Raw genomic sequence first — 25,996 nt, forward strand, 5'->3', positions numbered from 1 at the left:
GTTTGCTTTTTTTTATGGCCAGCTGTTTTCCTGTCTCCGATTCTCCCCTTCGTATATGGTATTATTACAAAAGCAGATATTCATTAAGGAGATTCCTCTTATGATTCAATTTGATAGCACCGATATTCAAAAACAGCTCATTCAGCCAAGCAGTTCGCTGAACTTAAAAGCGACTATGATTTTATTGATCGGCTCGCTGATTTTAGCTGTTGTCCTGGTGATGGGAGTTTTTCTCAATTATTTTATGACGGATACTTTGGAAGCCCAATTGGGCGAGCAGGCCTTGAGTGTAGCGGAGAGTATAGCGCTCAACCCGGCTATTGCCCTGGCATTTTCGGAAGATGATCCAGCGGCTATTATCCAGCCGCTCGTTTCTCCGATTCAGCAATCGATTGACGCTGAATTCATCGTGGTCGGCAATATGGACGAAATCCGCTATTCGCATCCGAATCCCGGACAGATCGGCCAAAAGATGGTAGGCGAAGACAACGCACGGGCGCTTTTCTTCGGAGAAACCTACCTTTCCAAAGCGACCGGTTCACTCGGCAATTCGCTGCGCGCCAAAGTCCCGATCTACTCAGATGACAAAATTATCGGCGTTGTCTCCGTCGGTTTTCTGGCGGATGATATCCAAACACTAATCGGCAACTACAACAAGGAATTATGGCTGATGCTGCTGTCGATCGGATTGGTCGCCGCCTTGGCGGCCATCGGCATAGCTTCCTATCTTAAGCATAAACTGCACGGGCTGGAGCCTGAAGAAATTTCCCGGCTATTGCTTCAAAAAGAAACGATTCTGCAATCGACCCACGAAGGCATTATCGCGGTCAATTCGAAAGGACAGATCACCCTTCTTAACCACATGGCACAGCAATTGCTGTTTGGCGGTGATGCCTCGGCTGATAAACTGATCGGCGAGCCTATCGGCCGGGTCTTGCCCACTTCCGACCTGCCTGAAATCCTCGCCACCCAAAAAAGCCATTATGATAAGGAGCACCGGTATGGCGGCCACGCAGTCTATGTCAATTCAGGCCCGATTTTTTACGAAAACACATTGATCGGAGCCGTTTCCACTTTCCGCAACAAGACCGAAATCGATCAGCTGACCAAAGAATTATCCCAAGTGAAGCAATACGCCAATGCGCTGCGGGCACAGACGCATGAATTTTCAAACAAGCTTTATACTATTTCCGGGCTTGTTCATCTAAACAAAAAACAGGAAGTGCTCGAGTTTATCCGCATGGAAAATGACATTCAGCAAGAATGGATCCAGCAATTGATCGGCAAAGTTTCAGATCCATTGATCAGCGGCATTTTGCTTGGAAAACTCAATCAGGCGAGCGAACAGCAAGCCAACCTGGCTATCAGTCCGGACAGCCGCCTCAAAACCCCTTTGACCGATCCGCAGAAGGAGGCACTCCTTGCAGCAATCGGGAACCTTATCGACAATGCGCTTGACGCCGTGAAAGAAAACCCGGCCGGCAATCGGCGCATTTCGCTGTATTTTACCGATGTCGGAACCGATATTCTGTTGGAAATCGACGATTCTGGACCTGGCATTCCAATGGAGTCCGAAGGCCGGTTGTTCAACGAAGGCTTTTCATCAAAAACCGGCAAGGACCGGGGCTATGGCTTGAGCACTACTAGACGCTTGGCAATGCTTGCCGGCGGCGAGTTGCATATGGAAGAAAGCGATCTCGGAGGCGCCTGCTTTGTAGTGTCATTACCAAAAAGGAGAAGTGAAGATGAACGAGAACTTGCACGTTTTAATCATAGAAGATGACTTCCGTGTAGCCGAAATCAACCGCCAGCTGGTTGAACAAATCGATGGCTTTCAAGTGAAGGCTGTTGCAAAAACTGCAGCTGAAGCCATAGGATCCTTGAACAGCGGCGGCCGGTTGCCGGAGCTGATTTTACTGGATGTCTTCATTCCAGACCGGACGGGCCTTGAACTGTATTGGGAGATCCGCCGCACTTTCCCTCAGATTGATATCATCATGCTGTCGGCGGCAAAAGAAACGGCAACCATCGAGGAAGTGTGGCGCGGAGGAGTATTCGATTACCTCATCAAACCGGTTGATTTTGAGCGTTTTGAAAAGGCGCTAATACGCTATCGCGAGCAAAAAAACATCTTTTCTTCAAATCAGGAACTGGAACAGTCAGACATCGACCGGCTGGCAGGCTGGCAGCCAACTCCCTCTCTTTTCCTGCCAGTTCATCGGGATGGCCCGTTGCCCAAAGGCATCGACCAATTGACACTGATCGGTGTATTGAACATTCTGCAAGAATCAGGGCCACATGGCGTTAATGCCATGGAAACCGGCAAAGCGGTCGGCGTCAGCCGTTCCACCGCACGCCGCTATCTTGAACATCTGGTTTCCATCGGCGAAGCAACTGCCCAATTGAATTATGGGGAAATCGGCCGGCCTGAAAGACGCTATGTTCCGTGGACAAAATGAACAAAACTCTCAAAAGGTTCATTAGTTCTCTTAGTTGAATAATCTTATTTTTCAAATCTCTCTGTGATAAGTTAAATTCTATAACTTTGAACCAGAGGGATTTTAAAAATGAAAACTTTTTTGTATGCGTTTTCATTTCTCCCTGCAATTCAACTTTCATCCAAAGGGAGGAACTTCTATGTTAAGCATCATCGGTTTATTGACTATCGTGGTTATTGTCGCCTTGCTCATCAGCAACAAGATCACCCCAATCATCGCACTCGTTCTCGTGCCAATCGCCGCAGCATTTGCGGCAGGTTTTAACTTTTCCGAAATCGGCGGCTTTTTCAATAGCGGGATTGAATCCGTCATGAGTGTCGTCATCATGTTCATCTTTGCCATCTTGTTTTTTGGAATCATGCAGGATGTCGGTTTGTTTGACCCATTGATCAATAAAATGATTGCGGTTTCACGCGGAAATGTTATTGCAGTGGCTATCGGAACCGTGTTGATCGCTGCGGTTGCCCAACTTGACGGCTCCGGCGCCTCAACATTCCTCATCACGATTCCGGCTTTGCTGCCGCTTTACAAACGCCTGAAAATGAATCCTTATTTGCTGTTATTATTGGTGGGAACTTCCGCAAGCATCATGAACATGCTGCCATGGGGCGGTCCGCTCGGACGGACAGCAGCCGTTCTTGGCGTCGATGTCACAGAGCTATGGCGCCCGCTGATCAAAATCCAGGTTATCGGACTCGTGCTGCTGGTTGGTCTTGCAATCTTGCTGGCCCTCCGGGAAAAGCGCATAATTGTCAAACGCGGGGATTTCAATGAAGAACTTTTCCAGGAATCCACTCCACTGGCAAAAAATCCTCAAGACGAGGAGGCCTCCTTGAAGGCCGCAGCCCTGCGCCGTCCAAAATTGCTGTGGGCCAATACACTTTTGGCGCTAGCCGTAATCGGAGTTCTTGTCTGGGGCATCATTCCGGCAGGCTTTGCTTTCATGATCGGGGTCAGCCTTGCTCTGCCATTGAACTACCCGAATATGAAAGATCAAATGGACCGGATCAAAGAGCACGCGCCTAACGCTTTGCTGATGGCGGCTATCATCTTGGCAGCAGGTTCTTTCCTTGGCATTTTGAACGGCACCTTGATGCTCGATTCAATCGCCAACGACCTGGTCAAAATCTTACCGGCTTTTGTTGTACCTTATCTTCACATCATTATCGGATTCTTCGGTGTGCCGTTCGATTTACTGCTCAGTACCGATGCCTATTATTTTGCCCTTTTCCCTATCGTCGAACAAGTCGTGACCGGATTTGGTGTATCGTCCTTGTCCGTCGCCTATACGATGATCATCGGAAACATCATCGGAACTTTCATCAGCCCGTTCTCGCCGGCCCTGTGGCTTGCACTTGGCCTTGCGGGCCTTGAAATGGGCCGCCACATCCGCTATTCGCTTGCGATCATGTGGACATTCAGTATTGTATTACTGGGGATTTCCTTGTTGATAGGAGTCGCATAAGCAAAAACCCCGTTCCGGTTTCGCGCCGGAACGGGGTTTTGTATTTGTTCCGCTATGTTATTAGTCCGGCTGATTTAAACTGCAAGTCATTCAGCCGCTTCCTCGCCCTAATTCTTGACTTGCGCTACCCAGTGCCCTGCAGACACTTCAACAAGATTCGAATTCATCAGGTTGTATCGATCTGCAGCCGTCTGTTCCGGCATCAGAGTCCGCTTTTTCTTCGACTCAATTTTCGGATCAGGAATCGGGATTGCAGACAACAACGATTTCGTGTATTCATGCTGCGGGTTGGAGTACAGTTCTTCACTTTCCGCCAGTTCCACAATTTTTCCGGCATACATGACAGCTACACGGTCACTGATATGTTTGACCATCGACAAGTCATGCGCTATAAACAAATACGTCAACCCGAGCCTATGCTGCAAATCCTCCAGGAGTTCGACAATCTGTGATTGGATCGAAACATCGAGTGCGGACAAGGGTTCATCACAAACGATGAATTTCGGTTCAACAGCAAGTGCGCGGGCAATGCCGATCCGCTGGCGCTGGCCACCGGAAAATTCATGCGGATACCGCTGAGCATGTGAGGCATCGAGCCCCACCAATCCAAGCAGTTCTTCCACCCGCCTTTTTCGTTCTTCTTTGGACGCGCTCAGTTTATGGAGATCCAGCGCTTGCCCGATAATATCGAGCACTTTCAAACGCGGATCAAGCGAAGAATACGGATCCTGGAAAATCATCTGCATATGGCGCCGCATCGTTTTCATTTCTTTTTTGGACAGCCGGCTGACCGACATCCCTTCATATAGGACATTGCCGCCTGTCGGTTCATGCAGGCGCAGGATTGCGCGCCCCGTGGTCGATTTGCCGGAACCTGATTCCCCCACTAGTCCAAGAGTTTCACCGGGGCGGATGAAAAATGAAATATCGTCGACAGCTTTAACGGTATTGCCTTTGCCCATATCAAAATGCTGCTTGAGCGATTTCACTTGGAGCAAAGGTTTTCCTGTTGCATCGCCAACCGGCGCAAGCGGGGTCCGCTTCGGTTTTTTCTTTTCGTCGAGGCGAGGCAATGCATTCAACAATTTTTTTGTGTATGGATGCTTCGGGTTTTCAAAAATTTCTACAGTCGTTCCGGTTTCTACAATTTCCCCGTCTTTCATGACCGCTACCCTGTCGCACATTCCAGCGACAACACCAAGGTCGTGCGTGATCAAAATGATGGAGGTCCCAAGTTTTTGCTGGGTGTCTTTCATGACATTCAAAATCTGGGCTTGAATCGTCACATCAAGAGCTGTTGTAGGTTCGTCCGCGATCAATAGGGTCGGACGGCAAGCAAGGGCGATGGCAATCACGACCCGCTGGCGCATGCCGCCGGAAAATTCGTGCGGGTATTGATGATAGCGTGCTGCGCTGTCCCGAATTCCCACCAATTTCAGGATTTCAATTGCCTGTTCTTTCGCTTCGGCCTTGGAAATCTTTTGGTGCTTGATCAAACTTTCCGCGATTTGTTCCCCGATCCGGATGGTTGGATTCAAGGAAGTCATCGGATCCTGAAAAATCATACCGATATCGCGGCCGCGTATGGCCTCCATTTCCTTTTCTGTTTTATGGGCAAGATTTTCTCCCAAAAACCGGACTTCCCCTTCTTTTATAAACGAAGGAGGCGAAGGCAATAAGCGCATGATTGTACGGGCAGTGACGCTTTTGCCGCTTCCCGACTCTCCGACAATCCCTAATGTCTCGCCTTTTTTCACTTCAAAGCTCACGCCTCGCACCGCTTCAAACTCTTCTTCTCCTGATTGGAAGGAGACACGCAAATTATCTACCTTTAAAATAGTTTCCACCTTCTCACACCTGCCTATACATAATTATTAATTTCCATTTCAATATAATAAATCATTGACTTCCAAAAATATGTAATTTAAACTTTACTATACCAATCGGAATTAAGCAATATTACTTGAAAGGAGGTTGTCCGGTTGATAAAAGTTGAAAAAGCCCCCGCTCGCACCAACAATCTCTCTTCAGCCATCCACTTTACATATACCAAAATGAGTCTGAGGCCTGCCTACCATTTGTTGTTGCTTGTACTGGGATTGCCCGTGACAGTTTTCGTTTTTTTCTTTTATCTATATCAGAAAAAGAATGACGTCTACCCCCTGTTGCTGGAAGAAACCCGGGAAACCCTTCTTAAGACGGGGTACCGCGAGCGGCTAAAGCAGGAATTCAAGGATCAGCTCGTACAAAAGCAGATTTTTTTCAATAAGCGGATTGTTGAAAGTGACATTGAACAACAAGCGGACCAATGGGCAGACGAAGAGTTCAGCAAGAAAGCACTGGAAGATGCACAGGCTGCATTTGTTGGAGAAGGGCAATCGCGCGTGACTTTCAGGGAAACTTTTCAAAGTTTGTTGAAAAGGCCTGATTTTCTGCTCCTATCCTTTATTCCTGGAATCTTGATGTATGGGCTTATCCTGCTATACAACAATTTTTACTTGAAATACATATTCGAACGCCTCGCCATGAGCGTTCTCGTCATTTTTGGCGTCGTGGTTCTTGTCTTCACCATTTTGTATCTGTCGCCATTCGACCCGGCGGCGAATCTGCTCGGCGAGTCGGCTACGCAACAGCAGATCGACAATTTCAATCGGCTTTATGGGCTTGATCAGTCGTATTTCGCCCAATTATGGAACGCTGTCCAAGGCATTGTGACCTTTGATCTCGGCTCATCTTACGAAGGAAATGAGGATGTGGCGGCAACAATCGCCAGCAAGTTCCCTGTTACATTCATATTGACCGTTTTCGCGCTTTTACTGGCTATCCTTATCGCTATTCCCGTCGGCATTATTTCGGCTACCCGTCCGAATTCATTTTTGGATTATACCTTGATGTTCATCGCATTGATCGGTTTGTCGATTCCAAACTTCTGGCAGGGGCTGATTTTCATCCTTGGTTTCTCGATCAATTTGGAATGGCTGCCGGCGACTTACAATCCGTCCAACTGGCTGTCAATGGTCATGCCGGTCGTTGTTTTAGGTACGGCACTGACCGCTTCTGTCGCTCGGATGACGCGGTCTTCCATGCTCGAAGTGGTCAATGAAGATTATATTATCACCGCAAAAGCAAAAGGGCTGAGTGAACGCCGTGTTCTATGGAAGCATGCTTTCGGCAATGCCATGATCCCGATCATCACCGTCATCGGCTTGCTGTTCGGCGGCATGCTCGGCGGCGCAGCAGTCACTGAAAAGGTTTTTAACATCAGCGGAATTGGCAGCTATATCGTCGATAAGCAATTCATTCCCGATATACCGAGCATTTTGGGAGGCGTGGTTTACATCGCCATCACCATTTCGGTAGTCAATGTCATTATCGATCTGTTGTACGCGTTTATCGACCCGCGCATCCGGTCCAAGATGAAAAAATACTAAAGCAGGTGTTAGGATGTCGATCATCAAAGAAACAGAAAAAACAAATACCGCTGCGCACGCGCTGAAAATGTCGTCCGAGTATACGCAATCGAGTTTCACATCTGTTGTTTCGCTTGCGCTGACGCTTGTTCTGTTGGCCAACAGCTTCAACTTCAGCACCGGCGGCGTAAAGGCGGCCGTTTTTGCGGCAGCACTCGCTTACGCGGTTTTTACCGCCATCCAATGGAGCATCACACTGATGATCAAGCGGGATTTGGCAAAGTCAGGGCATATCAGGAAAAGGACGAGGCGCTTGGGCTATATCCAATTGCTGAGCCTCCTGACAGCGAATGTGTTCACTGCCGTTTTCGGGTTCCAGCTTCTCAAAAAGCAAAAGACGCCTGAATACACGTTTGCTGTCTATATGGTGGTAGTCCAAATTTCCCTCCTTGCTGTTTCGGCATTGAATCTCTTCAAACCGTACGTTGCAGACTTGTTCCCAATCGGGATGCTCGCGTTGATGGCCGTCACGGCATTTCACATTGCAGGGCTGCTGCTTGTCGCTAAATTCGTGACCGGCGATAGTGCGCATCCGCGGTTGATGTTGCTGGCAGTTCCGCTCATCGCCACTGCGCTGACAGGAAATCTATTTGCTCTGATGCTCGGCTTGAGCCTGATTTTCAAAATCCGCAACCAGAATCGAGCGGGCGTTGGGCAATGGCATCTTATCTGGGACAAAATCACCCGCAATATGACGGCCATGCTCGGCATGTTTTTCATTGTTTTCACCTTCGCCATTTCGGTCTGCAGTTACTTGACATTCGATTACGCTTTGGCGGTTGAAAACAATTACGAGGCGTTGCTCGAATCGCCAAGTTTGGCGTATCCGCTCGGAACCGATGATTTCGGCCGGGACCTTTTTTCACGGATTGTCTTCGGCGCACGGATCTCGCTCACGGTCGGAATTGTCTCCACCATTATTCCGGTCATCATCGGCGGGATATTGGGCGCAGTCGCCGGCTATTACGGCCGGCGCACCGACAATGTCATCATGCGGCTGCTTGATGTGCTCTATGCCATTCCCGGCATCCTGCTCGCCATTGCCATCATCGCCGCGTTCGGTGCGAGCACAACCAATCTGATCCTTGCGCTTAGCGTCGGTTCCATTCCGACATACGCCCGAACAATGCGCGCTAATGTCCTGATGGTGTCAAACCTTGAATTTGTTGATTCCGCCCGCGCACTCGGCGCTGGGGATGCGGAAATCATTTTCAAGCATATCGTCCCTAATTCGCTGGCGCCGATGATCGTCAAAGCCACATTGACAATCGGCGGCGCTGTTATCGCGACGAGCAGCTTGAGTTACCTCGGGCTCGGCGTTGAACCCCATATTCCGGAATGGGGCAATATCCTGAAAATTGGCAGCACGTATCTGGAATCGCATTCTTACTTGGCCATCTTCCCCGGCCTTGCGATTATCCTGCTGGTTTTATCGTTCAACTTTTTAGGGGATGGATTGCGTGATGCCCTCGATCCTAAAATGGATTGAGTTTATCTAAATACAAAAAGATATTAGGAGGAACTTAATTTGAAGAAAAGTTTATTGTCATCATTACTTGTTTTTGCACTAATATTGGCGGGCTGTGTCAACACAAAATCCGACGTCGCCGAAGAAAAGGCGAACGACGGAGTGGCTGAAGGCGAAAAGCCGGTCATCGAAATCCTGAGCCAAAGCGCCAATGAAGACGATGTGAATATTGTCCGAGACCAGCTGGTCAAAAACGGCTTTGAGGTGAAGTTGAACATCCAGCCGGATTACGGCAGCTTCACTGCACAAAAAGAAGCCGGCAACTATGATTTGGCCGTATCAAGCTGGACAACGGTTACCGGAAATCCCGACTATGCGGTCCGCGCCCTTTTCAAATCGGACGGTGCCAACAGCATCATGGCTGACAAAGAAATCGATAACTTGATCGACAAGGCAAGCACACAGACAGCCGAAGAATACCAGGAAACCTATAAAGAGCTTGAACAGCTTCTGGTGCTGGACCGTGCGTACATCGCCCCTCTTTATATCTCTTATAAAACGCAAGGCATCAACACGGAAATTTTGGATGCCGATTCTGTCCGTTTATCAAAATCCCGTGCCCTTGCATGGGAACCGATCGACTTTGCCGACCAATCAAAACGTGAAACCGATCCGTTTATCGTGTCACAGGAGATCTCGACGTTGACATCTCTTGACCCGATCAAAGGAAATGACGGTTCCATCAACCAATTGAATACAAACATGTATGTCCGCCTCGTCAACTTGACTGATGACGACCAGATTACCGCTGAAGGTTCTTTGTCCCACAACTTCGCAATGGCGGAAGGAAATTCCGAATACTACTTCTTGCTCCGGGATGATATCAACTTCGCTAAGATTGAAGACCAGCAGGCAGTTGATACAGGTGAGCGTGTCGGCGGAGATGATGTCATCTTCTCACTTGACCGCGCATCAAACCCGGATTCCGTTCCGGATCACCGCACATACAGCCTGCATGAACATATCGCTTCAACCCAGACAGTCACTGATCTTGCAGAGCTTGATGCGCCAACCATTGACGGCGGAACTGTAAGAGAAGCCCTGGAAGCAAATCTGGAAACTGGCATTTCGGAACTGGTTGAAGCAAAAGAAGATGCCAACAATGCAGAAGGGAAATACCAAGTGATCAAATTGACGACCACTGAACCATTCCCGCAAGTGTTGAATTACCTGGCCCACCAATCCGCAGGGATCGTTTCCAAAAAACAAGTGGAAAGCATCAACACATACGATGTCGAGTCGTTCGATATCAACAAAGACATCCCTTACGGCGACCAAAACACTGTAACGGAAGGCGACCAGTACGATAACCACTTGTATGCGAGCGGGCCTTACATCCTTTCCCATAAGAATGATTATGAAGCCGTATTCCGCAAAAACCCGGCTTATATGCCAGGCACAGAAAATGAAGCGAAAATTTCGAATGTCACTGTCCGCTTTATCGCAGATCCGGACAGCGCCCTTTCCGCACTTCGAAACGGCGAAATCCATTTGAATTACGTGATTCCTGAAACGAAATACAGCGTTGTTGAAGATGATCCGAAATTGGCCCTTCAAAAAATGGAAAGCAATGGCGTGCGCTACATGCTCTTCAATACGAAGGGACGCGAAGTTGCTGAAAGCGAAGATTTGAGAAAAGCAGTGCTTTACTCCATCAATCAGGATGAATTCATCAACTATTACCAGGGCAATAAAATCAAAGCAGTTTCTACCGTAAGCCCGCTTGTCGATACGGGCAACGAGCTTGTGGCAGACCCTGAAAAAGTGAAGGAATTCCTAAGCAACTACCAGGAAAGCAAAAAATAAACATGAAACCCGCCCGCGGAAGGGCTTTCCGCGGGCGGGTTTTTTATGTTCTTCTATTCCTGGAAAACTAAAAACCGTTTCCCGAAACCTTTAAGGTTCCTATTTGCGGATTTTTCGGCGTGGACTTCCATACCCCAGTTGCATATCAACTAACAGTTGACAGTCCGTTATTAAAAACCTAAGAACCTCTTATGTAATAATCCCTCTTCTGATCAACTCCGAAACCGCATGAACCCGATTCAGCGCTCCGGTTTTCTTGATTGCCAGTTTCACATACTGTTTTACCGTGAATTCACTGATGCCAAGTGAATCCGCAATTTCCTTTGTTGCGGCTCCTCTTGAGATTTCCTTCATCACTTCCAGTTCCCGGTTGCTCAACACATCCTGCTTGGCATGGTGAGAAAAGGATTGCAGAATTCTTCCTGCCTGTCCTCCAAATTCAGTGAGACAATCCAATGTAGACTGAAGGATTTCCCTTTCTTCCAAGATGTTCATGCTGTAGATAAAACCTATGACACCAGTGCCATTGAAAATTGGCATTACTAAAAACGAAGAAACGTTTGAATCAATAATGTATTGGCTGCTCGTTTTTTCAAAAAGTTCCTGGCTTTCATAATACCGGGCTTGCCGTTCCATGATGGCGACTTCGATGGTCGGCAAAGTTCTTATATCGTATCTCACATCATGTATGTAACTAATCTTTTCCTGCTTTAATGATATGACCCCTTCACCTAAAAACCCAATCGGCGAGTAACGGCATAAGTAGGCGTCCTCAACCAGACACAAACGAGTAAAAGTTCTGAGGATTTCCACGATAAGCTTTTCATGGTTTTCGATTTTTTTAAGATTTTGCAGTTGGTCATAAAAGGCAATAGGTTGAACCATCTTTTCACATCCTTTCGGGGTAAGTGATCTCCACTTATTAGGGAATACCTAAAATATACTGAATATTATAACATCAATAAATGTAAGCGCTATATTTTGTGATTCGTTTCAACTGTTTTACATTTTTCAATGGCTTATAATTCACCGATAAGAAAGGGGAAATCACATGAAAGCTTTAGTAATGGAAGATATTCAGAAAGCGACAGTAAATGTGGTGCCAGATCCGACAATTGAAAAAGACGGAATCCTTATCAAAACAATGGCCAATGGCGTTTGCCGAAGCGACTGGCATGTTTGGGTCGGCGACCACGGCATTGTGCAGCCGATAATCGGCCATGAGTTCTGTGGCGTGATTGAAGAAGTCGGCAGTGATATTAAAAACTTCAAACGGGGAGATCGGGTTATTGTGCCGTTTTCCGGCAGCGATGGCACTTGTCCGCATTGCATAGCAGGAAACACCAATCTTTGTGATTCCTTCATTGTTCCCGGTACGGCTTATCAAGGCGGTTACGGAGAATATGTTGCGGTGCCAAAAGGAGACCGAAATGTCATGAAGCTCCCTGACTCCCTCAGTTTCGCCGATGCCGCTGCTTTAGGATGCCGCTTCATGACTGCTTATCATGGCGTTGTTGACCGTGTCCATGTGCTGCCGGGTGAAAAAGTCGTTGTCTATGGATGCGGCGGCATTGGCCTGTCTGCAATCCATATCGCTTCATCCATGGGCGCTTTTGTTATCGGCGTCGATATCAATCCTTCAAATTTGGAATTGGCTAAAAAACTGGGTGCAGACTATATCGTGAACAGCAAAGAGAATGACCCTGTCGAAGCGGTCAAAGAAATCACCAAAGGCGGAGCTGATGTATCGGTCGATGCGCTTGGTATTACCGAGACGTGTGTGCCTGCCATCAATAGCCTGAAAAAAGGCGGCCGTCATCTGCAGGTTGGCGTCACGTCAAAAAAAGAAGCCGGCTTTATTTCCATCCCGGTTGACCATATGGTGTTGACCGAAAAATCCTTCATCACAACATTGGGCATCCCGGCTTTCCGCTTCACCAAGCTTTTGGAGCAAGTCGCCCTTGGAAAATTGCAGCCTGGAAAAATGGTGACCGGTGAAATCAAATTGTCTGAAGTGGAGGATATTTTCCACGACATGACCAATTTCAGAACGACTGGCACTTTTGTTGTAACTGATTACAATTAAAAACCTGCGTTGGTTATTCTACTAAAAGCAGCAAAGCAAAAAGCGTACTCTTCTACCGGAGTACGCCTTTTGCTTTGCTCTTTTTCTGGTTGCCGGAATCCCTGGACATGAAGGGTTACCTCGTCCATCTTTTCCTAGCGAGCGATTCCGTCCTGTTCCTTAACTGACCCGAAAATCCGCTCCACTTCGCCCAGAACAAAATTTTCCCGGTGGATGAATACGAACCCTGCGTTCCCTTCCACAGCGACTTGATTTTCGCGCATAGCCTGAGCCAGTTCGATCCATACAGCCGAAGTCCCCGGTTCCCATTCATGGTCTTCAGGCTGTTGGCTGACCTTCGTATCGTCCAGCAGCCTGCACCAATAATAATGGGAAACCATTTGAAAATATGTGTTCTCCTCGAAGCGGTCTTGCCGCTTTTCGGTAACGATCCCGATTTTTTTTCCAACCTGGCAGCTGGTGTATCCCGTTTCTTCCGCCACTTCCCGCACAAGTGCCTCTGCAGGGCTTTCCCCTTTTTCCACTCCGCCTCCCGGCAAGCCGTATGTCCCCCGATCCGAACGGACAAGCAGAATTTTTCCTTCACGAATGATTACTGCCCTGGCTGCTGTTCTATGGATTGTTTTTTCAATACTTTCCGGTTTTTCTTCACCGCTCAATAATTTTTCAAAATACATGATGCCTCCATAGTTAATTATAGATTTCAACCGCAATATCGAAGCGTATCCCGCTTTAAAAAAACAATATCCTTCCAGTTATTGTTAGTCCAGTATAAACTTCCTTAAAACTTTTATGAAGACCTTAGCATCATGAGGCAAAAATTCATTTTCTTCACAAAAAAATTTACAAATTCTTGAAACTATTCTCTGGAAGTTTCGTAAAATAGAAATACCAGTTAAGAATCGGAGGCTTTTATGGAAGAAAACAAAATGATACATACCTATCAAGGACCAAAATATGATAAATTTTGGCGAACCGCATTTGTAGTTATCTTACTTGCCGGCGCCCTTATAGGGCTTGCTCTCGTGGCAGCTCCAATTTACTTTTACATGAAGTTTCGGATTGCCTGGCTGTTGATTTTCTTCATCTTCATTCCGTTCGGTGTTTGGCTGGTCCTCAGTATGCTTCGCCATATAAAAAAACTGGAATGGCGCCATAACCATCTGTCATCGTACACATTGTCCGGGGAGAAAATCGAAGCATTGGAATGGGGGGAAGCTCACAGCAAATCACCGATTCAACGGGTGGTTCCGCTCTCAGCTGTATCGTCGGTCATTGCTTCCTCCTACATCATTAGGCAAACCATCAGTCAGGGCGGGTTTAGCCGAAAGATCACAGAAACCGGGCCAATTCTTTACATCCTTTATACAGAAAACGGCCAGCAAAAAGTGTTGAATATTCCGTTTCAGAATCATGGAGACCAAGGCATGAACGCCTGGCTCACCCATCTCCAGAAGCATGGACTGCCGATTCAATACACCGCGCGGCAGCTGTATCGAATCGATACGCAACACTTTACTGACGAGCAGCGCCTCGAATATTTCCAGTCCAGCGGAGAAACAGTGGATTTTCCGTTTACCGGAAACTGGCTCACTGACGAACCGCAGATTTGGGCGAAATGGAAAGAAAAAGACACAGAAAAGCGAGCGCAAGAAGAAGCGCTAGACCCTAAGCTCAAAAAAGCCAGGCAAAAACATACATTCTTCACTTGGATGTTCACCATTTGGCTGGTTTATATGCTGATGTTTCTAGCAGGATTCGTGCAGACGAAAATCGGCGGTTTCCTCCCGTTCCCTGCCGGCAATATCATACCTGGCCTGCTCTTTTTCACCATGGGCGGTTTCTTGTTCTTCTATTGCTTGCGAAGTTATTTGCGCTGGTATTACATGCTGAGCTTTTCACTCCTCGCCGTAATCATCGGGATTTCTTTCGGCATCATTTCGGACGGATTGCCCGGCACCGAAGCTGCCTTGGCCATGGGGATTTGCCTTTCATCTTTCGCTTATCCTTCGCTGGTGTGGATTCCGTATTTTACTGTCAAGACATTAAGAACGCGGAAAAAAACCAGTACAGCCACAGAAACCAGTTCAACCATCCAATAAAAACCGCCGCCTGGATAGTATCCAGGCGGCGGTTTTTCGCTTTTCACTATTCTTGTCAAGCCAGCTTCTGACCGCAATTCGGACAGAACTTCGCGCCGCTGACTTTCTCGCCGCAGTTCGGGCAGAAGTTTGGCGCTTTGCCTGTTCCGGCTTGTGCAGTTTGATCGGCTGGACTGCCAGCTTGATCGCCGGATTCTTTTTGCCCTTCCATCATTTCCTTCGCGATATTCATGCCCATCATCATGCCTGCCATGTCGGAAGCGGTGTTCGAGCCGGAGGATTTGCCCATGGCATCTGCGACCGAAATCTGCTGGTATTTCGCGACATCGCCTACCATGCCGATAGAAGCGTTTTTGTTGATCATGTCCTGAATTTCCTGCGGGTAATTGAAACTCATGATCTGGAACCCGGTAATTTTCATGCCATTGCCCAGCATTTCCATGTCCAGGTCATCCTGTATGCCCTTGCCGATTTCGTGGGCATTCGCCTGCAAGTTGAACATGTTCTGCCCTTCTTTAGTGATCCATTTCATCAAAAGCTGGTCGAGTACAGCCGTGAGCCGGATTTTCACCTCGTCCACGATATAACTGTCGCGTATGCCCGCAATTTTGTCGATAAAGACGGTGTAATCATTGACCTTGAACTGGAAAGTGCCGTTCGCCCGGATCGGCATCCCCCCCGGCATACCAGGCGCCGGGATATTGATCGGGTTTTTCGTCCCCCATCTGACGACAAACTCTTTCGTGTTAACAAAGAGCACTTCCACCCTCATTCCGCTGTTGAAACCGAAACGGAACCCTTTCAATGTCGATAAGAAAGGCACGATTTCCGACTCGATGTCGTAATCTCCGTCATCCTCAAAAATCCCTTCAATCCTGCCATTATTCAGGAAGATGGCATCTTGCCCTGGACGGATGATCAGCCGGCTGCCTTTTTTGATTTCCTGATTGGTCCATTTCCAGAAAATCATATCCTCCCTGAACTCATCCCATTCCACTACATCTGAAAACTGATTTCCGAAAAACGCCATATCATTCATCCCTTTCTGTTATTCGAATAGCCGTTAGAAACTGCGTCCGCCTCCACTGTAGGAACGACCGCCGGCAGATGTTCCGCCGCCGCCAAAACCGCCGCCCCCTCCTTTGTTTTGGGGGACTCTGCGCCGTGACACGGTTTTGTTCCGGAAGCGGTCCATCTCGCTCCTTACCCGGGTCCGGTCATGGTCGACATATGTAGACGGGGTGGTCGTCACCCGTCCGCCTGCGTTGAAGAGCATCGAACCGACAACCAAACCGCCCAAAAGCAGTGACACCGCAAGATGGAACCATGTCTTCAGAAAAATGCTTTCCGGATTGACGCCCGGCTTGTATTCCATATAGCGGCTTGATGTAGCTACCGTCTCACGGAAAGCCCCGCCGTAGTCGCCGGTCCGCAAGTATGGAACTATCCGGTCCAGAACCATGTCGACGCGGCTATCGTCAAGCCTTGCTTCCGCGGTGCCAAAGCCTGCCAAATACACTTCCCGGCTTCCCATATCGATCGTCAAAAGAACAGCATTTTCCTGGTTGTTCTCGGCCGCCCATTGATCAAAGAAATCAGCCATGTATGGCTCGATTGCTTGGCCGTTTGTATCCGCCGTTGTCAGAAACAGAAAATCGGCTCCTTCTTCGCGGCTATGCTCCGCGGCAAAAGCTTCCAACTCCGCGATTTCGGACTCGGTCAAGAGCCCGGCATTGTCCATGATGTGCTGGTCTGTCGCAGCGGATACCGCAACTCCGCCAATAGAAATGAAAAACAGCAGCATAAAAAGCGCCGCCAGTGTTTTAACGCCCGGAATTTTCACCAAAGAACACCCCCCACCGCATAAGAGACGGCTTTCATCACTGCAAAAGCGGAGGCCGCGATGCCGGTGAACCATGCAAAAACTTTGGCTCTGCTGATCGGCGGCCTGCCGACCACTTTTCCAGTCTGGCCATTCATCGCAAAAGTATGTTCTTTGTTCTCGAAATCATAATAGACCATCCACACCGGAAAGAGCGTATAGTAAACGTTGCTTTTGTTCGCTTGGATCCTTTTGTTCGTGAAGCTGACGGTCGAGTAGCCTGAAATTGTCGTATTGATATAAGCATCGATGTACGGCACAATTTTCGATTCCACCCGTGAGAACAGCGCTTCATCATCGTAATCGTATTTCTCCGCGAGAAAACCGGCAAGGTACGGCATCCGGAAATCTTTGAGCTCCCCGTAATCATAGGGCTCGAGCTTGTCCATAAGTTCGTCGTCCATTTTTTCGGACGCGTCCGCCGGCACTTTCAAATAGCTGAGGTCGATTTCCCGGTGGACATCATAAAAGTCTGTTTCCGTATAGATCGTGTCACCCCGCTGATACTGATGGACCCGCGTTGCGACCGCCGCCACTTCCGCCTGCCCCCCGATGTCATAAAGCCAGAACGGCACATACATGCCCGTCATCTTTTTGATCCGGTCACCATTCATGAAGCCGCTTGGCGTCAAGCGCCCATTCTTAGTCCATTTGCGGAAAGCGGCGATGGCTTCGTCTTTGCTGATGGTGAAAGGGATGACTTTCGCAGGGGCGAGGTCACCGGTCAAGCGGTCCGCAAGCACTACCGGCGAGCCGCAGAAGCTGCAATGGGTCGCGGCTGTGTTGGCTTCCGTCAAAATCACCGCCCCACAGTTCTCGCAGTGGTATTCTTTTGCTTCCTCGGGATCGAATTTCCGCTGGATGTTTTCTTCAGGAAACGTTTCGATGTCATCCTGCCTGCCGCAGTTCGGGCAGGACAGCTTGCCCGAATCGCTGTCAAACGCCATGTCTGATCCGCAGTTCGGGCATTTATATTGAATGACCATTCCATCTCCCTCCCTTCAGACTGCAGCAAACACTTGGGCCGCCCGTCATTGTTCACCTTTGCCGATCCGGCTTTTCAGCGCCGCAAGCTCATCGTCCACGTTAATGCCTGTTTCCAGCGAATCCAGTTCATCATCCACTCCTGAATCCGTTTCGTACTTCGCCGCCAAATCCTTGATATCCACGCTCGAACTCCTGTTGAGTTCCTGCATCGCCAGCGCTTCATCAAGCTCCTGGTTGATCTTTTCTTCCATCTTGTCAAAAGCGGAGATGCGCTCCCCCGATCCATTTACCGACGAATGAAGATCGTTCATCTTTTTCTGCGTTTTTGCGATAGCCGCTCTTCCTTTGAGTTCCGCGCGGCGCGATTCAAGTTCCCCGATATCCGACTCCAGCTTGTCGTGCATCTGGCGCATTTGGACCGTGTTCGCGTTCGCCAGCTCAACAGCCGTCTTCCGGTCCCGTTCCTTCTCAGCCAGTTCAGCTTTTCGCTGCAGAAATTTGCGCGCATCGTCTTCATTGCCCGCTTCCAGCGCTTTCACTGCGTAGCGCTGCATATCCCCGATTTCTGATTGCAGCTCGTCAAGCTCCCGGCGCTCGCGTTTTTCAGCTGCCATGATCGCGGCCGTCTCAGCCTTCACTTTTCCCAGGTCGCTGTTCAAATCGCGCAAATACTGGTCGATCATCTTCTCCGGATCTTCCGCTTTGTCGAGCATTGCGTTGATGTTGCTCGCCATTATGTCTCTGAACCGTTTCAAGATTTCCATTGCCATTCTCCTTTTTGGTCTGATATCCAGGACTGCACGGCAGTTCCTTTTATAATGGGAGATTACCCTTTCCCGTTTCCGGCTAATCATGTAAAACTGCACCGGCTATGCCCGGCGTAATTTTGCTGCGGTTGGAAACAATGGAAGTTCCCCCAAAACAAACAACCCCTCCAAAGGTACGGAAGGGTTGCTGCACATTGATTCCTTAAGCTTGTTCAGTGGATTTCGCCGTTGAGTTATAGACAGAACCTTTTGGCCCTTGCGGCTTTTTGAAGCTATTGTCTTTACGGAAGTTGCCCATGACTTCCATGGTCTGGCTGATGCTGACGAAAGCGTTCGGGTCGATCGCTTTGATGAGCGGGCGGACAAACGCAAGTTCATAGCGCGAAATGACGCTATAAAGTATTTTGACTTTCGTGCCTGAATAGGCGCCTTCGCCGTCCGTCACTGTAATGCCGCGGTACAGGTTCTCGAGCAATTCTTTTTTGATGGCTTCCCCTTTGCTTGTCACTACCATGAGGCTGAGTTTATGGTGACGCGTATGGATTCGGTCCATGACAAGCCCCGTGATGTAAATCGAAGCCATTGTATACATCGCGAGTTCCCATGAAAAGATGAAACCCGATACGAAAATGACGAGGCTGTTAAGGCTGAACACCAAAAAGCCGAGCGGAATGTCGCGCTTCATTGTCAATAATAGGCCGATAACGTCAAATCCGCCTCCAGAACCGTAAAAACGGATGATGATGCCGGCTCCGGCGCCGACAAGAACTCCGCCAAACACCGATGACAACAGGACGTCTTCCGTCACTTTCATCACCGGGATGTAAAGCATAGAAATCGAAGTCACTGCCACCGAAAAAATACTGTTGAAGATGAAAACCTTCCCAAGCTTCATCCAGCCCAATACAAAAATCGGGATGTTCAGGACAATCAACCAAACGCCTGCATTGAGCGGCGTGATCAAACCGAAAATCATGGCCAGCCCAGTGACCCCGCCCGATAAAATTTCATGCGGCAATAAAAACATGTTAAATGCGAAGCCAAGCAGCACCGATGCCGCGAAAATGACTAATATTCTATAAACTTTGTCCACCCATCATTCTCCATTCCTCAATAAATTCATAGCCAGCAAAAACGGGAAAATCCAAGCCGCTCTTGTTTGCTTCAGCCCCCTAGGGCCTTGGCGCAATGTTTCAAATTATAGAGTACAAAACAGTCCGATTGCAAGCCTTGCCGTACAGGTTTAACAAATCCCTTACAATCCCACAAGAAAAAGCGTTTCCGCTAACCTTCCGATTAGCGGAAACGCCAGGTTGTTCACTAGGTTTACACATTGGACTCTTTGTTGACCTTAAAGCGCTTCCGCTCTCTTCTTGTCCAGTTCAACAACCGCTGGTTCTTCGTATTGCTTCATCCAGAATTCAGCGTCTTTGAAGCCCATTTTTTCGGCATCAAAAACAGGGTCCTTGCCCTCTTTCTTCTGCTTTTCATAGTCCCGCAGCACCCTTAAGGCGGGTTTCGTCAGGAACAGGATGGCTACAAAGTTCAGCCAAGCCATACTTCCCATGCCGAGATCTCCCAGAGCCCAAGCAAATTCAGCGCTTACGACACTGCCGTAGAAAATCATGCCGAGCAGCACAATTTTCAATAGATGAGTCGGCCACTTCAACTTGACAGCGCGATTCCGGTTGAGAAAGACAAGGCAAGTTTCCGCTTTATAGTAGTACGACATGACCGTAGTAAAGCAAAAGAAGAACAGCGCAATAGCCAGAAACGCTGCACCAAAACCAGGTATGACGGATCCAATTGCCATTTGCGTGAATGCCGAAGGGGAAGCGCCGGGAATATTATTGACAATCGCCTCTCCGCCTGCAGGTTTCACATTGTACATGCCTGTAAACAAAATCATGAAGGCAGTTGCCGAACAGATGAGCAATGTATCGATATAGACCGAAAATGCTTGCACCAATCCTTGTTTTGCGGGATGGGATACTTCTGCGGCACCAGCATCATAAGTTTCACTGCCTATTCCGGCAGCGTTTGAGAATGCGCCTCTTTGGACACCCAAAGCGATAGCTGAACCCACAAGCCCGCCGAAAGCGGCGTTAGTGCCAAAGGCGCTGGAGAATATGAGCGAGATTACGCTTGGCAACTCGGTAATGTTCATAAGAAGAATAATAAGGCACATTAAAATATAAATGATGGCCATAACCGGCACGACAATTTCAGCCGCCTTCGCTATGCGCTTGACTCCACCGAAAATGATGACGCCGAGAATTATGACCAGCATACCGCCCGTTATAAGCGGTTCAATGCCAAACGCATTTTCCATCGAAATGGCGATGGTGTTCGCCTGAAGACCCGGCCATAGCACACCCATTACGACGAGTGTAATAATGGCAAACGTTACAGCATACCACTTGATTTTCAATCCTTTTTCTATGTAATAAGGCACGCCTCCGCGATATTGCCCGTCCAATTTACTTTTGTATACTTGTGTCATTGTAATCTCGATAAACGATGTAGCACCGCCCAAAAGAGCCATGACCCACATCCAAAAGACCGCTCCCGGACCCCCAAAAGCAATCGCAGTAGCAACACCCGCAATATTTCCGGTTCCGACCCTGCTCCCGAGCGACATTGAAAATGCCTGGAAGGAAGACACGCCAGCTTTTGATCTGTCACGGCTGAACGTCAGTTTGAACATATCCTTTAAAAGCCTTACTTGCAGAAAACGCGTTGCAATGGAGTAGAACAAACCCACTCCTAAAAACAAATAAACCAATGCTGAACTCCATACGATTCCATTCAACCAACCTACAAAATTCTCCATGTATCCTCCTTTATACACCGAAATTTCGGTGATGCCCATAAAATTCGGCGCAAAAAAACTTCTTTTACAAACGCTCTATTTGGCGTTCTGCCTTTCCATTGCTTGCTGCCGGCTGCGCTCTTAAACCACTTCTATGTATTAGCGGAACTGCAAAGCATCATCACTCTTGCTTCTCAGTCTTTGATTATTGCTCTAAAACAAAACACTTATGTAATAAAACACGCAGCCCTAAAAGTCCTTCCCTGGCACTCCAAGGCCAATCCCAAGCCCCCTCTCACTTCGCCCCCCTTTCTTTACGGCAGTATGCTTATCTTTGATGCCTCATTAAAATACTTAGGGAGTCTTAATAAGTCAGTAGTTTCACTTTCCCTGTATAATATTTTTTAAACATTTGTTAATGATTCTGAAGAGATTTGGATTTATTCGCCCCCCATTTTTCAATAAAAAACCAGCCACGCAGGATAGCCTGCATGACTGGCGCCATAGTCTTCATTGTTTTTCTTCCTTCTATTTTCCCTTAGACGGTTTGCTGCTTCCACTTTGCCAACACCGCTTTTTCTTTTTCCGGATCCAATCCCGCTTTCCGGTCCATATCAGGACGCCCGGCTTCCCACCCAAGCGTATCCCGGATGGTTTCATGCAAAGGCCGGAAGCTCAATCCATTGCGGAGCGCTTTTTTGATAGCCACCGCCAAAAATCCCGCCATGTTTTCCCGGTCCGGTATCCACAGCGGCATTTCCGACCAATACCGGACATCATTCGAAAGCAGGAACTCCTCATCTGCCCAAACCAATTCAGCATCGCTGCCGGAAACCGTTTTGCACTCCTCCAGCAACTGCTCCATCGTCAAACGGGATTCCGGCCCTGTTGCATTAAACGTTCCTGTGCCGCCTTCTTCGGCCATATTGATGATCCACTCCGCCAAATCCCGGACATCGATAAACTGGACTTCCTTGTCCCTTCTCCCCGGCGCCAGTACTTCCCCGCCTTCCGCTATCCGGCTCACCCAGTAATTGAAGCGGTCTGAGTAATCATACGGCCCGACAATGAGCCCTGCACGGACAATCAAGTTGCGTCCAGGAAAAGATTTCTCCACTTCCTTCTCACATAAAAACTTCAGTTCACCATAGTATTCATAGGAAGCAGGGCCCGCCGCATCTTTCTCCAGTTCCTCCACTTTTCCCGGCGGCAATTGGCTGACCGGATGATTTTCATCAATCCCCGGATTTTGCAGCTCATCGTAGACAGAAGCGCTCGAGATAAAAGTGTAATGGCCGGCTGCACCGGCTAACAGCCCTGCCGATTCCCGGACAGCCCATGGCACAAAGCCGCACGTGTCAATCACCGCATCCCATGACCGCCCCTCCAGCGCTTTCAGATTCCCGTTCCGGTCCCCGATCAGCTTCTCCGCTTCCGGGAACAACCCGGAATTTTCCCTCCCCCGGTTAAACAAGGTCACGTCATGCCCTTTTCTCAGCGCCGTCTCCGTCAGGAAGCGGCCCAAAAAACGGGTGCCCCCAAGAATCAATATCTTCATCGCCATTCCCCTTTCTTTTCCTCGATCGTTTTTTTCTGAACCCTTTTATCTTTTCTATTAATGCCTATTCGCTGTTTGTTTTCCAAAGTCCTTGTTTTAAAAAACGATTGAAGTTCAACTTGGGGCAACTGACCACAAAAAAAGAACGAATCCTCTTTAGAAGGATTCGTTCTTTCATCAATTATTCTGCTTCTTCAACCGCTTTCGCCTGATAATTGTAATCTGCCGGATTGATTGGCGTGAAGCCTTCCGGCGTGTAGAACCGCAGCAAGTCTCCATTGACTACTTGGTCCGACAGATACAATTCATATTCTCCGCGCTGCTTGAATTCTTCAGCTTGCTCCAGCTGGTCTTCTTCAAGCGGCAAGCCGGTTTCGGGATCATAGAACGTATCGTTCAGCGCGTAGATTTCCGGGCTGACATAATCGCCGTTCCTGAACGTGACAAGTTCCTCATGTTCCTTGGACAATAAGTCCGTACCGAAATGCACATAATCCTGCGTTTCAACGCCCAGCAAATGCATCACAGTCGGCAGAAGGTCAATTTGTCCGCCATACGTATGGTTGATGCCGCCTTCTAAGCCGGGCACGTGGATGAACAATGGGACACGCTGCAGTTTGGCATTTTCAACAGGGGTGATTTCTTTTGAAAGCACTTGTTCCATTGCCTGGTTATGGTTGTCTGAAATTCCGTAATGGTCGCCGTACATGACAATCATCGTATTGTCAGCCAGGCCGGACTGTTCCAGCTCGGCAAAAAACTGCTCGATCGCTTCGTCCGCATAGCGGGCGGTCTGGAAGTAATTATCGACACTCGGATCGCCTGTCGTGCCTTTTTCGATGGTCGTCAATTCCTGGTCGATATGGTAAGGGAAGTGATGCGCCACCGTGATGTACTTCGTATAGAAAGGTTCAGGCAGCGTTTCAAGAAGATCCGCCGATTGTTCAAAGAACGGCTTATCAAGCACACCGTACTCTGCCATATCCTTTTCTTCCAGGTTGGTATACGACTCGATATCGAAGAAATGGTCATAGCCGAAAGACTTGTAGATTTCAGAGCGGTTCCAGAATGTCGCATTGTTGCCGTGGAAGACCGCCGATTCATAGCCTTTGTCTTTCAGGATGGCAGGAGCCGCCTGGTACGTGTTTTTGCCTTTCGTAATATAGGCTGACCCTTTCGGCAGGCCAAACAGCGAATTTTCGAGCATGAACTCCGCATCCGATGTTTTGCCTTGTGCCGTCTGATGGAAGAAATTATCGAAATACATCGTATTTTCGTCTTCGATCAATGAATTCAAAAACGGTGTAACTTCTTCCCCGTTCAATTCATAATTCATCAGAAACGTCTGGAACGATTCCAAGTGCAGGTAAACCACGTTCATGCCTTCTGCCGCGCCAAAATATGCTTTATTCGGTTCGGCATAATTGGATTTCGTGTAATTCAACGCTTCTGTGCTGTCGTCGCTATCGGCCATCACTCGCTGTGAGGAAGACTTCAAGCTTTCCACGGTGTCATAAATCGCGTAATTGTACATCCCTAGGTACTTGACGATGTAATTGCGGTCAAAGCCGCGCGTCAGCAGCTGCGGGCGGTCTCCTTCAGCCATTGCCAGGTTGAAGAACGAGATTGCCAAAGCCGCCGTGACAACCGAAACAGCTACTTTGTTCTTGAAGCTTCCCGGATCTTTCTTGAACTTTTTGGAGAACACCAAAAGAGACAGGAAAACCACATCAACAAAGAACAACGCATCGGTTGGCTGGATCAGCGTTAGCACGCTTCCTCCCAGGTCACCGAAATTCTGTGTTTGGAACAAAGTCGGCAGCGTGATAAAATCGCTGAAAAACCGGTAGTAAACCACGTTCGAATACAACAGAACCGACATCAGCGTGTAGATTGCCAAGAGGGATATGTACTTCCGTGTCCCTTTGAAAAAGAGCGACAAGCTCAAAAATAGCAGCGCAGATCCCAGTGGATTGATGAACAGCAGCAATTCTTGAAGCACGCCGTCGACATCCAATTTAAATTGCGTTTTCTGGGATACGTATGTCTTCATCCATAGCATCACAACAGCCAGCAGGAAAAAAGGCATATACTTGTTAAAAGTCTCTTTACTCATCATGTTAATTTTTTTCATATTGCACCTTCTCATAATTGAACTTCACAAGGCATTTTGAGACATTGAATTAAAAAAGCCTGAAGCTAAACCACTCCAAGCGAAGTTTATATAAATAATACCAATTTCCATTTTACTAGAATGGGACGCAAAAAGACAGCTTAAGGTTCCTTCCGGTCTTTTAAGCCATCAGCCCGCCATTTCACCACTTCTTTTTCTTCAATCTGCTTCTCCAGCTTTTCATCCCAGCCGCCGGCCAGCCCGCTCCACACCCGGGCATAAAAAATGTCCTGCTTCCGGTCGTACAATTGAAATTCGACGCACGGAACAGGCTGTGCACTGTGCTCTTCACAGCCCACAATATCTGTAACGATCGTTTGAAAATCATCTTCAGCGGAACCAAACTCTTCTTTGGCAAGAAGCTCCTGCAGACGGTCCCAATCCACCGTCCCTTCCACTGCATAGCGGTAAACCGGAAGCGTCCCTTCCCCTTCCACAGCTTCGTTGCCGTCCGCTAATCGGTACTCATCATGCACAGCGCTATATGCGACCAGCGCCTGCCCCTCTTCCATGTCTTCTTCAAAAATGCCTTTTCCGAGATATTCATGCCCCTTTGGCGTAAGCATATAACCTTTATTTCCAAGATGGATCAGCTGAGTCCTCTCCATCTTCCCGATCAAGTCGCGGATAAACAGCTCTTCCACAAGCAGCATGTCGGCTAAAGCGGCGGCTCGTCGGATATCCGTTTCCTGAAAAGCGAAAAGCAGCATTTTCATCAGGATATCCATCTTGAACCGCTTCACCTGGCTGAAAGTGACTTCATATGAAACGGCCGGCAGCTGCCAGCGCGCCGTCTTGATGATCGAAACATCCGGATTTCCCAGCAAATCCGACCGCAGATCCTTTATGAGTTTGTCCATCC

The 25,996-nt window shown here is 48.3% G+C and carries 20 protein-coding genes; 8 read left to right on the forward strand and 12 right to left on the reverse strand.

Features of this window, described 5'->3' with window-relative positions:
- The first annotated feature begins 100 nt into the window (after positions 1 to 100).
- From FQV30_RS12900 to FQV30_RS12910, 3 genes are all read left to right on the forward strand, one after another.
- Positions 101 to 1,783: an ATP-binding protein gene (locus tag FQV30_RS12900; RefSeq protein WP_146500564.1), complete on the forward strand. Its 1,683-nt coding sequence runs from the start codon at positions 101 to 103 to the stop codon at positions 1,781 to 1,783.
- A complete protein-coding gene (locus FQV30_RS12905; protein WP_146500565.1) occupies positions 1,746 to 2,459 on the forward strand; it encodes a response regulator in 714 nt (237 codons plus the stop codon). The genes FQV30_RS12900 and FQV30_RS12905 overlap by 38 nt, the downstream gene beginning before the upstream one ends.
- Before the next feature lie 178 nt (positions 2,460 to 2,637).
- Positions 2,638 to 3,963 (forward strand): CitMHS family transporter, encoded by a 1,326-nt coding sequence (locus FQV30_RS12910; RefSeq protein WP_146500566.1) that lies wholly within the window; start codon positions 2,638 to 2,640, stop codon positions 3,961 to 3,963.
- 107 nt (positions 3,964 to 4,070) lie between these two features.
- Here the strand turns inward: FQV30_RS12910 and FQV30_RS18290 are convergent, their stop codons facing one another.
- The gene (locus FQV30_RS18290) at positions 4,071 to 5,810 is read right to left on the reverse strand and encodes an ABC transporter ATP-binding protein (protein ID WP_146500567.1); all 1,740 of its coding nucleotides are present in this window, start codon (positions 5,808 to 5,810) and stop codon (positions 4,071 to 4,073) included.
- Positions 5,811 to 6,017: 207 nt separating this feature from the next.
- On the opposite strand from FQV30_RS18290, the gene FQV30_RS12920 reads away from it, so the two are divergent.
- From FQV30_RS12920 to FQV30_RS12930, 3 genes are read left to right on the forward strand one after another with little or no spacing between them, the layout of a single operon-like run.
- Positions 6,018 to 7,394, forward strand: a complete 1,377-nt coding sequence (locus FQV30_RS12920; RefSeq protein WP_146500766.1) for an ABC transporter permease — start codon at positions 6,018 to 6,020, stop codon at positions 7,392 to 7,394.
- 13 nt (positions 7,395 to 7,407) lie between these two features.
- On the forward strand, positions 7,408 to 8,922 hold the full coding sequence (locus tag FQV30_RS12925) for an ABC transporter permease (protein WP_255473454.1): 1,515 nt from the start codon (positions 7,408 to 7,410) through the stop codon (positions 8,920 to 8,922).
- A gap of 39 nt (positions 8,923 to 8,961) precedes the next feature.
- Positions 8,962 to 10,767 carry an ABC transporter substrate-binding protein gene (locus tag FQV30_RS12930; RefSeq protein WP_146500568.1) on the forward strand — a complete coding sequence of 602 codons (1,806 nt, stop codon included), beginning with the start codon at positions 8,962 to 8,964 and terminating at the stop codon, positions 10,765 to 10,767.
- 189 nt (positions 10,768 to 10,956) lie between these two features.
- On the opposite strand, the gene FQV30_RS12935 is transcribed toward FQV30_RS12930, so the two are convergent.
- A complete protein-coding gene (locus FQV30_RS12935) occupies positions 10,957 to 11,652 on the reverse strand; it encodes a response regulator transcription factor (RefSeq protein ID WP_146500569.1) in 696 nt (231 codons plus the stop codon).
- 166 nt (positions 11,653 to 11,818) lie between these two features.
- Between FQV30_RS12935 and FQV30_RS12940 the strand changes: the two genes are divergently transcribed.
- Entirely contained in the window at positions 11,819 to 12,853 is a 1,035-nt protein-coding gene (locus FQV30_RS12940) for a zinc-binding dehydrogenase (RefSeq protein ID WP_146500570.1), read from the forward strand.
- Between the two features lie 134 nt (positions 12,854 to 12,987).
- Here FQV30_RS12940 and FQV30_RS12945 read toward each other — a convergent pair whose 3' ends face one another.
- Positions 12,988 to 13,530, reverse strand: coding sequence for an NUDIX hydrolase (locus FQV30_RS12945; protein WP_186725647.1), 543 nt, complete (start codon positions 13,528 to 13,530; stop codon positions 12,988 to 12,990).
- Between the two features lie 237 nt (positions 13,531 to 13,767).
- On the opposite strand from FQV30_RS12945, the gene FQV30_RS12950 reads away from it, so the two are divergent.
- Positions 13,768 to 14,955, forward strand: coding sequence for a hypothetical protein (locus FQV30_RS12950; RefSeq protein ID WP_146500572.1), 1,188 nt, complete (start codon positions 13,768 to 13,770; stop codon positions 14,953 to 14,955).
- Positions 14,956 to 15,010: 55 nt separating this feature from the next.
- On the opposite strand, the gene FQV30_RS12955 is transcribed toward FQV30_RS12950, so the two are convergent.
- From FQV30_RS12955 to FQV30_RS12995, 9 genes are all read right to left on the reverse strand, one after another.
- Entirely contained in the window at positions 15,011 to 15,985 is a 975-nt protein-coding gene (locus FQV30_RS12955; protein ID WP_146500573.1) for an SPFH domain-containing protein, read from the reverse strand.
- A gap of 33 nt (positions 15,986 to 16,018) precedes the next feature.
- Positions 16,019 to 16,798, reverse strand: a complete 780-nt coding sequence (locus tag FQV30_RS12960) for a TPM domain-containing protein (RefSeq protein WP_255473474.1) — start codon at positions 16,796 to 16,798, stop codon at positions 16,019 to 16,021.
- A complete protein-coding gene (locus FQV30_RS12965; RefSeq protein ID WP_146500574.1) occupies positions 16,795 to 17,823 on the reverse strand; it encodes a TFIIB-type zinc ribbon-containing protein in 1,029 nt (342 codons plus the stop codon). Before FQV30_RS12965 ends, FQV30_RS12960 begins: the two co-directional genes overlap by 4 nt.
- 45 nt (positions 17,824 to 17,868) lie before the next feature.
- On the reverse strand, positions 17,869 to 18,588 hold the full coding sequence (locus FQV30_RS12970) for a PspA/IM30 family protein (RefSeq protein WP_146500575.1): 720 nt from the start codon (positions 18,586 to 18,588) through the stop codon (positions 17,869 to 17,871).
- A 205-nt stretch (positions 18,589 to 18,793) separates the two neighbouring features.
- Positions 18,794 to 19,684, reverse strand: a complete 891-nt coding sequence (locus FQV30_RS12975) for a YitT family protein (protein WP_146500576.1) — start codon at positions 19,682 to 19,684, stop codon at positions 18,794 to 18,796.
- Between the two features lie 258 nt (positions 19,685 to 19,942).
- A complete protein-coding gene (locus FQV30_RS12980) occupies positions 19,943 to 21,424 on the reverse strand; it encodes an alanine/glycine:cation symporter family protein (protein WP_146500577.1) in 1,482 nt (493 codons plus the stop codon).
- A 517-nt stretch (positions 21,425 to 21,941) separates the two neighbouring features.
- Positions 21,942 to 22,961 carry an SDR family oxidoreductase gene (locus tag FQV30_RS12985; RefSeq protein WP_146500578.1) on the reverse strand — a complete coding sequence of 340 codons (1,020 nt, stop codon included), beginning with the start codon at positions 22,959 to 22,961 and terminating at the stop codon, positions 21,942 to 21,944.
- Between the two features lie 181 nt (positions 22,962 to 23,142).
- Positions 23,143 to 25,095: a lipoteichoic acid synthase gene (gene ltaS, locus FQV30_RS12990; RefSeq protein ID WP_146500579.1), complete on the reverse strand. Its 1,953-nt coding sequence runs from the start codon at positions 25,093 to 25,095 to the stop codon at positions 23,143 to 23,145.
- A 140-nt stretch (positions 25,096 to 25,235) separates the two neighbouring features.
- Positions 25,236 to 25,994, reverse strand: coding sequence for a hypothetical protein (locus tag FQV30_RS12995; RefSeq protein ID WP_146500580.1), 759 nt, complete (start codon positions 25,992 to 25,994; stop codon positions 25,236 to 25,238).
- Between the last annotated feature and the right edge of the window lie 2 nt (positions 25,995 to 25,996).

Origin of the sequence: Planomicrobium sp. CPCC 101110 (assembly GCF_007859395.1) — a bacterium.
Lineage (GTDB): Bacteria > Bacillota > Bacilli > Bacillales_A > Planococcaceae > Planococcus.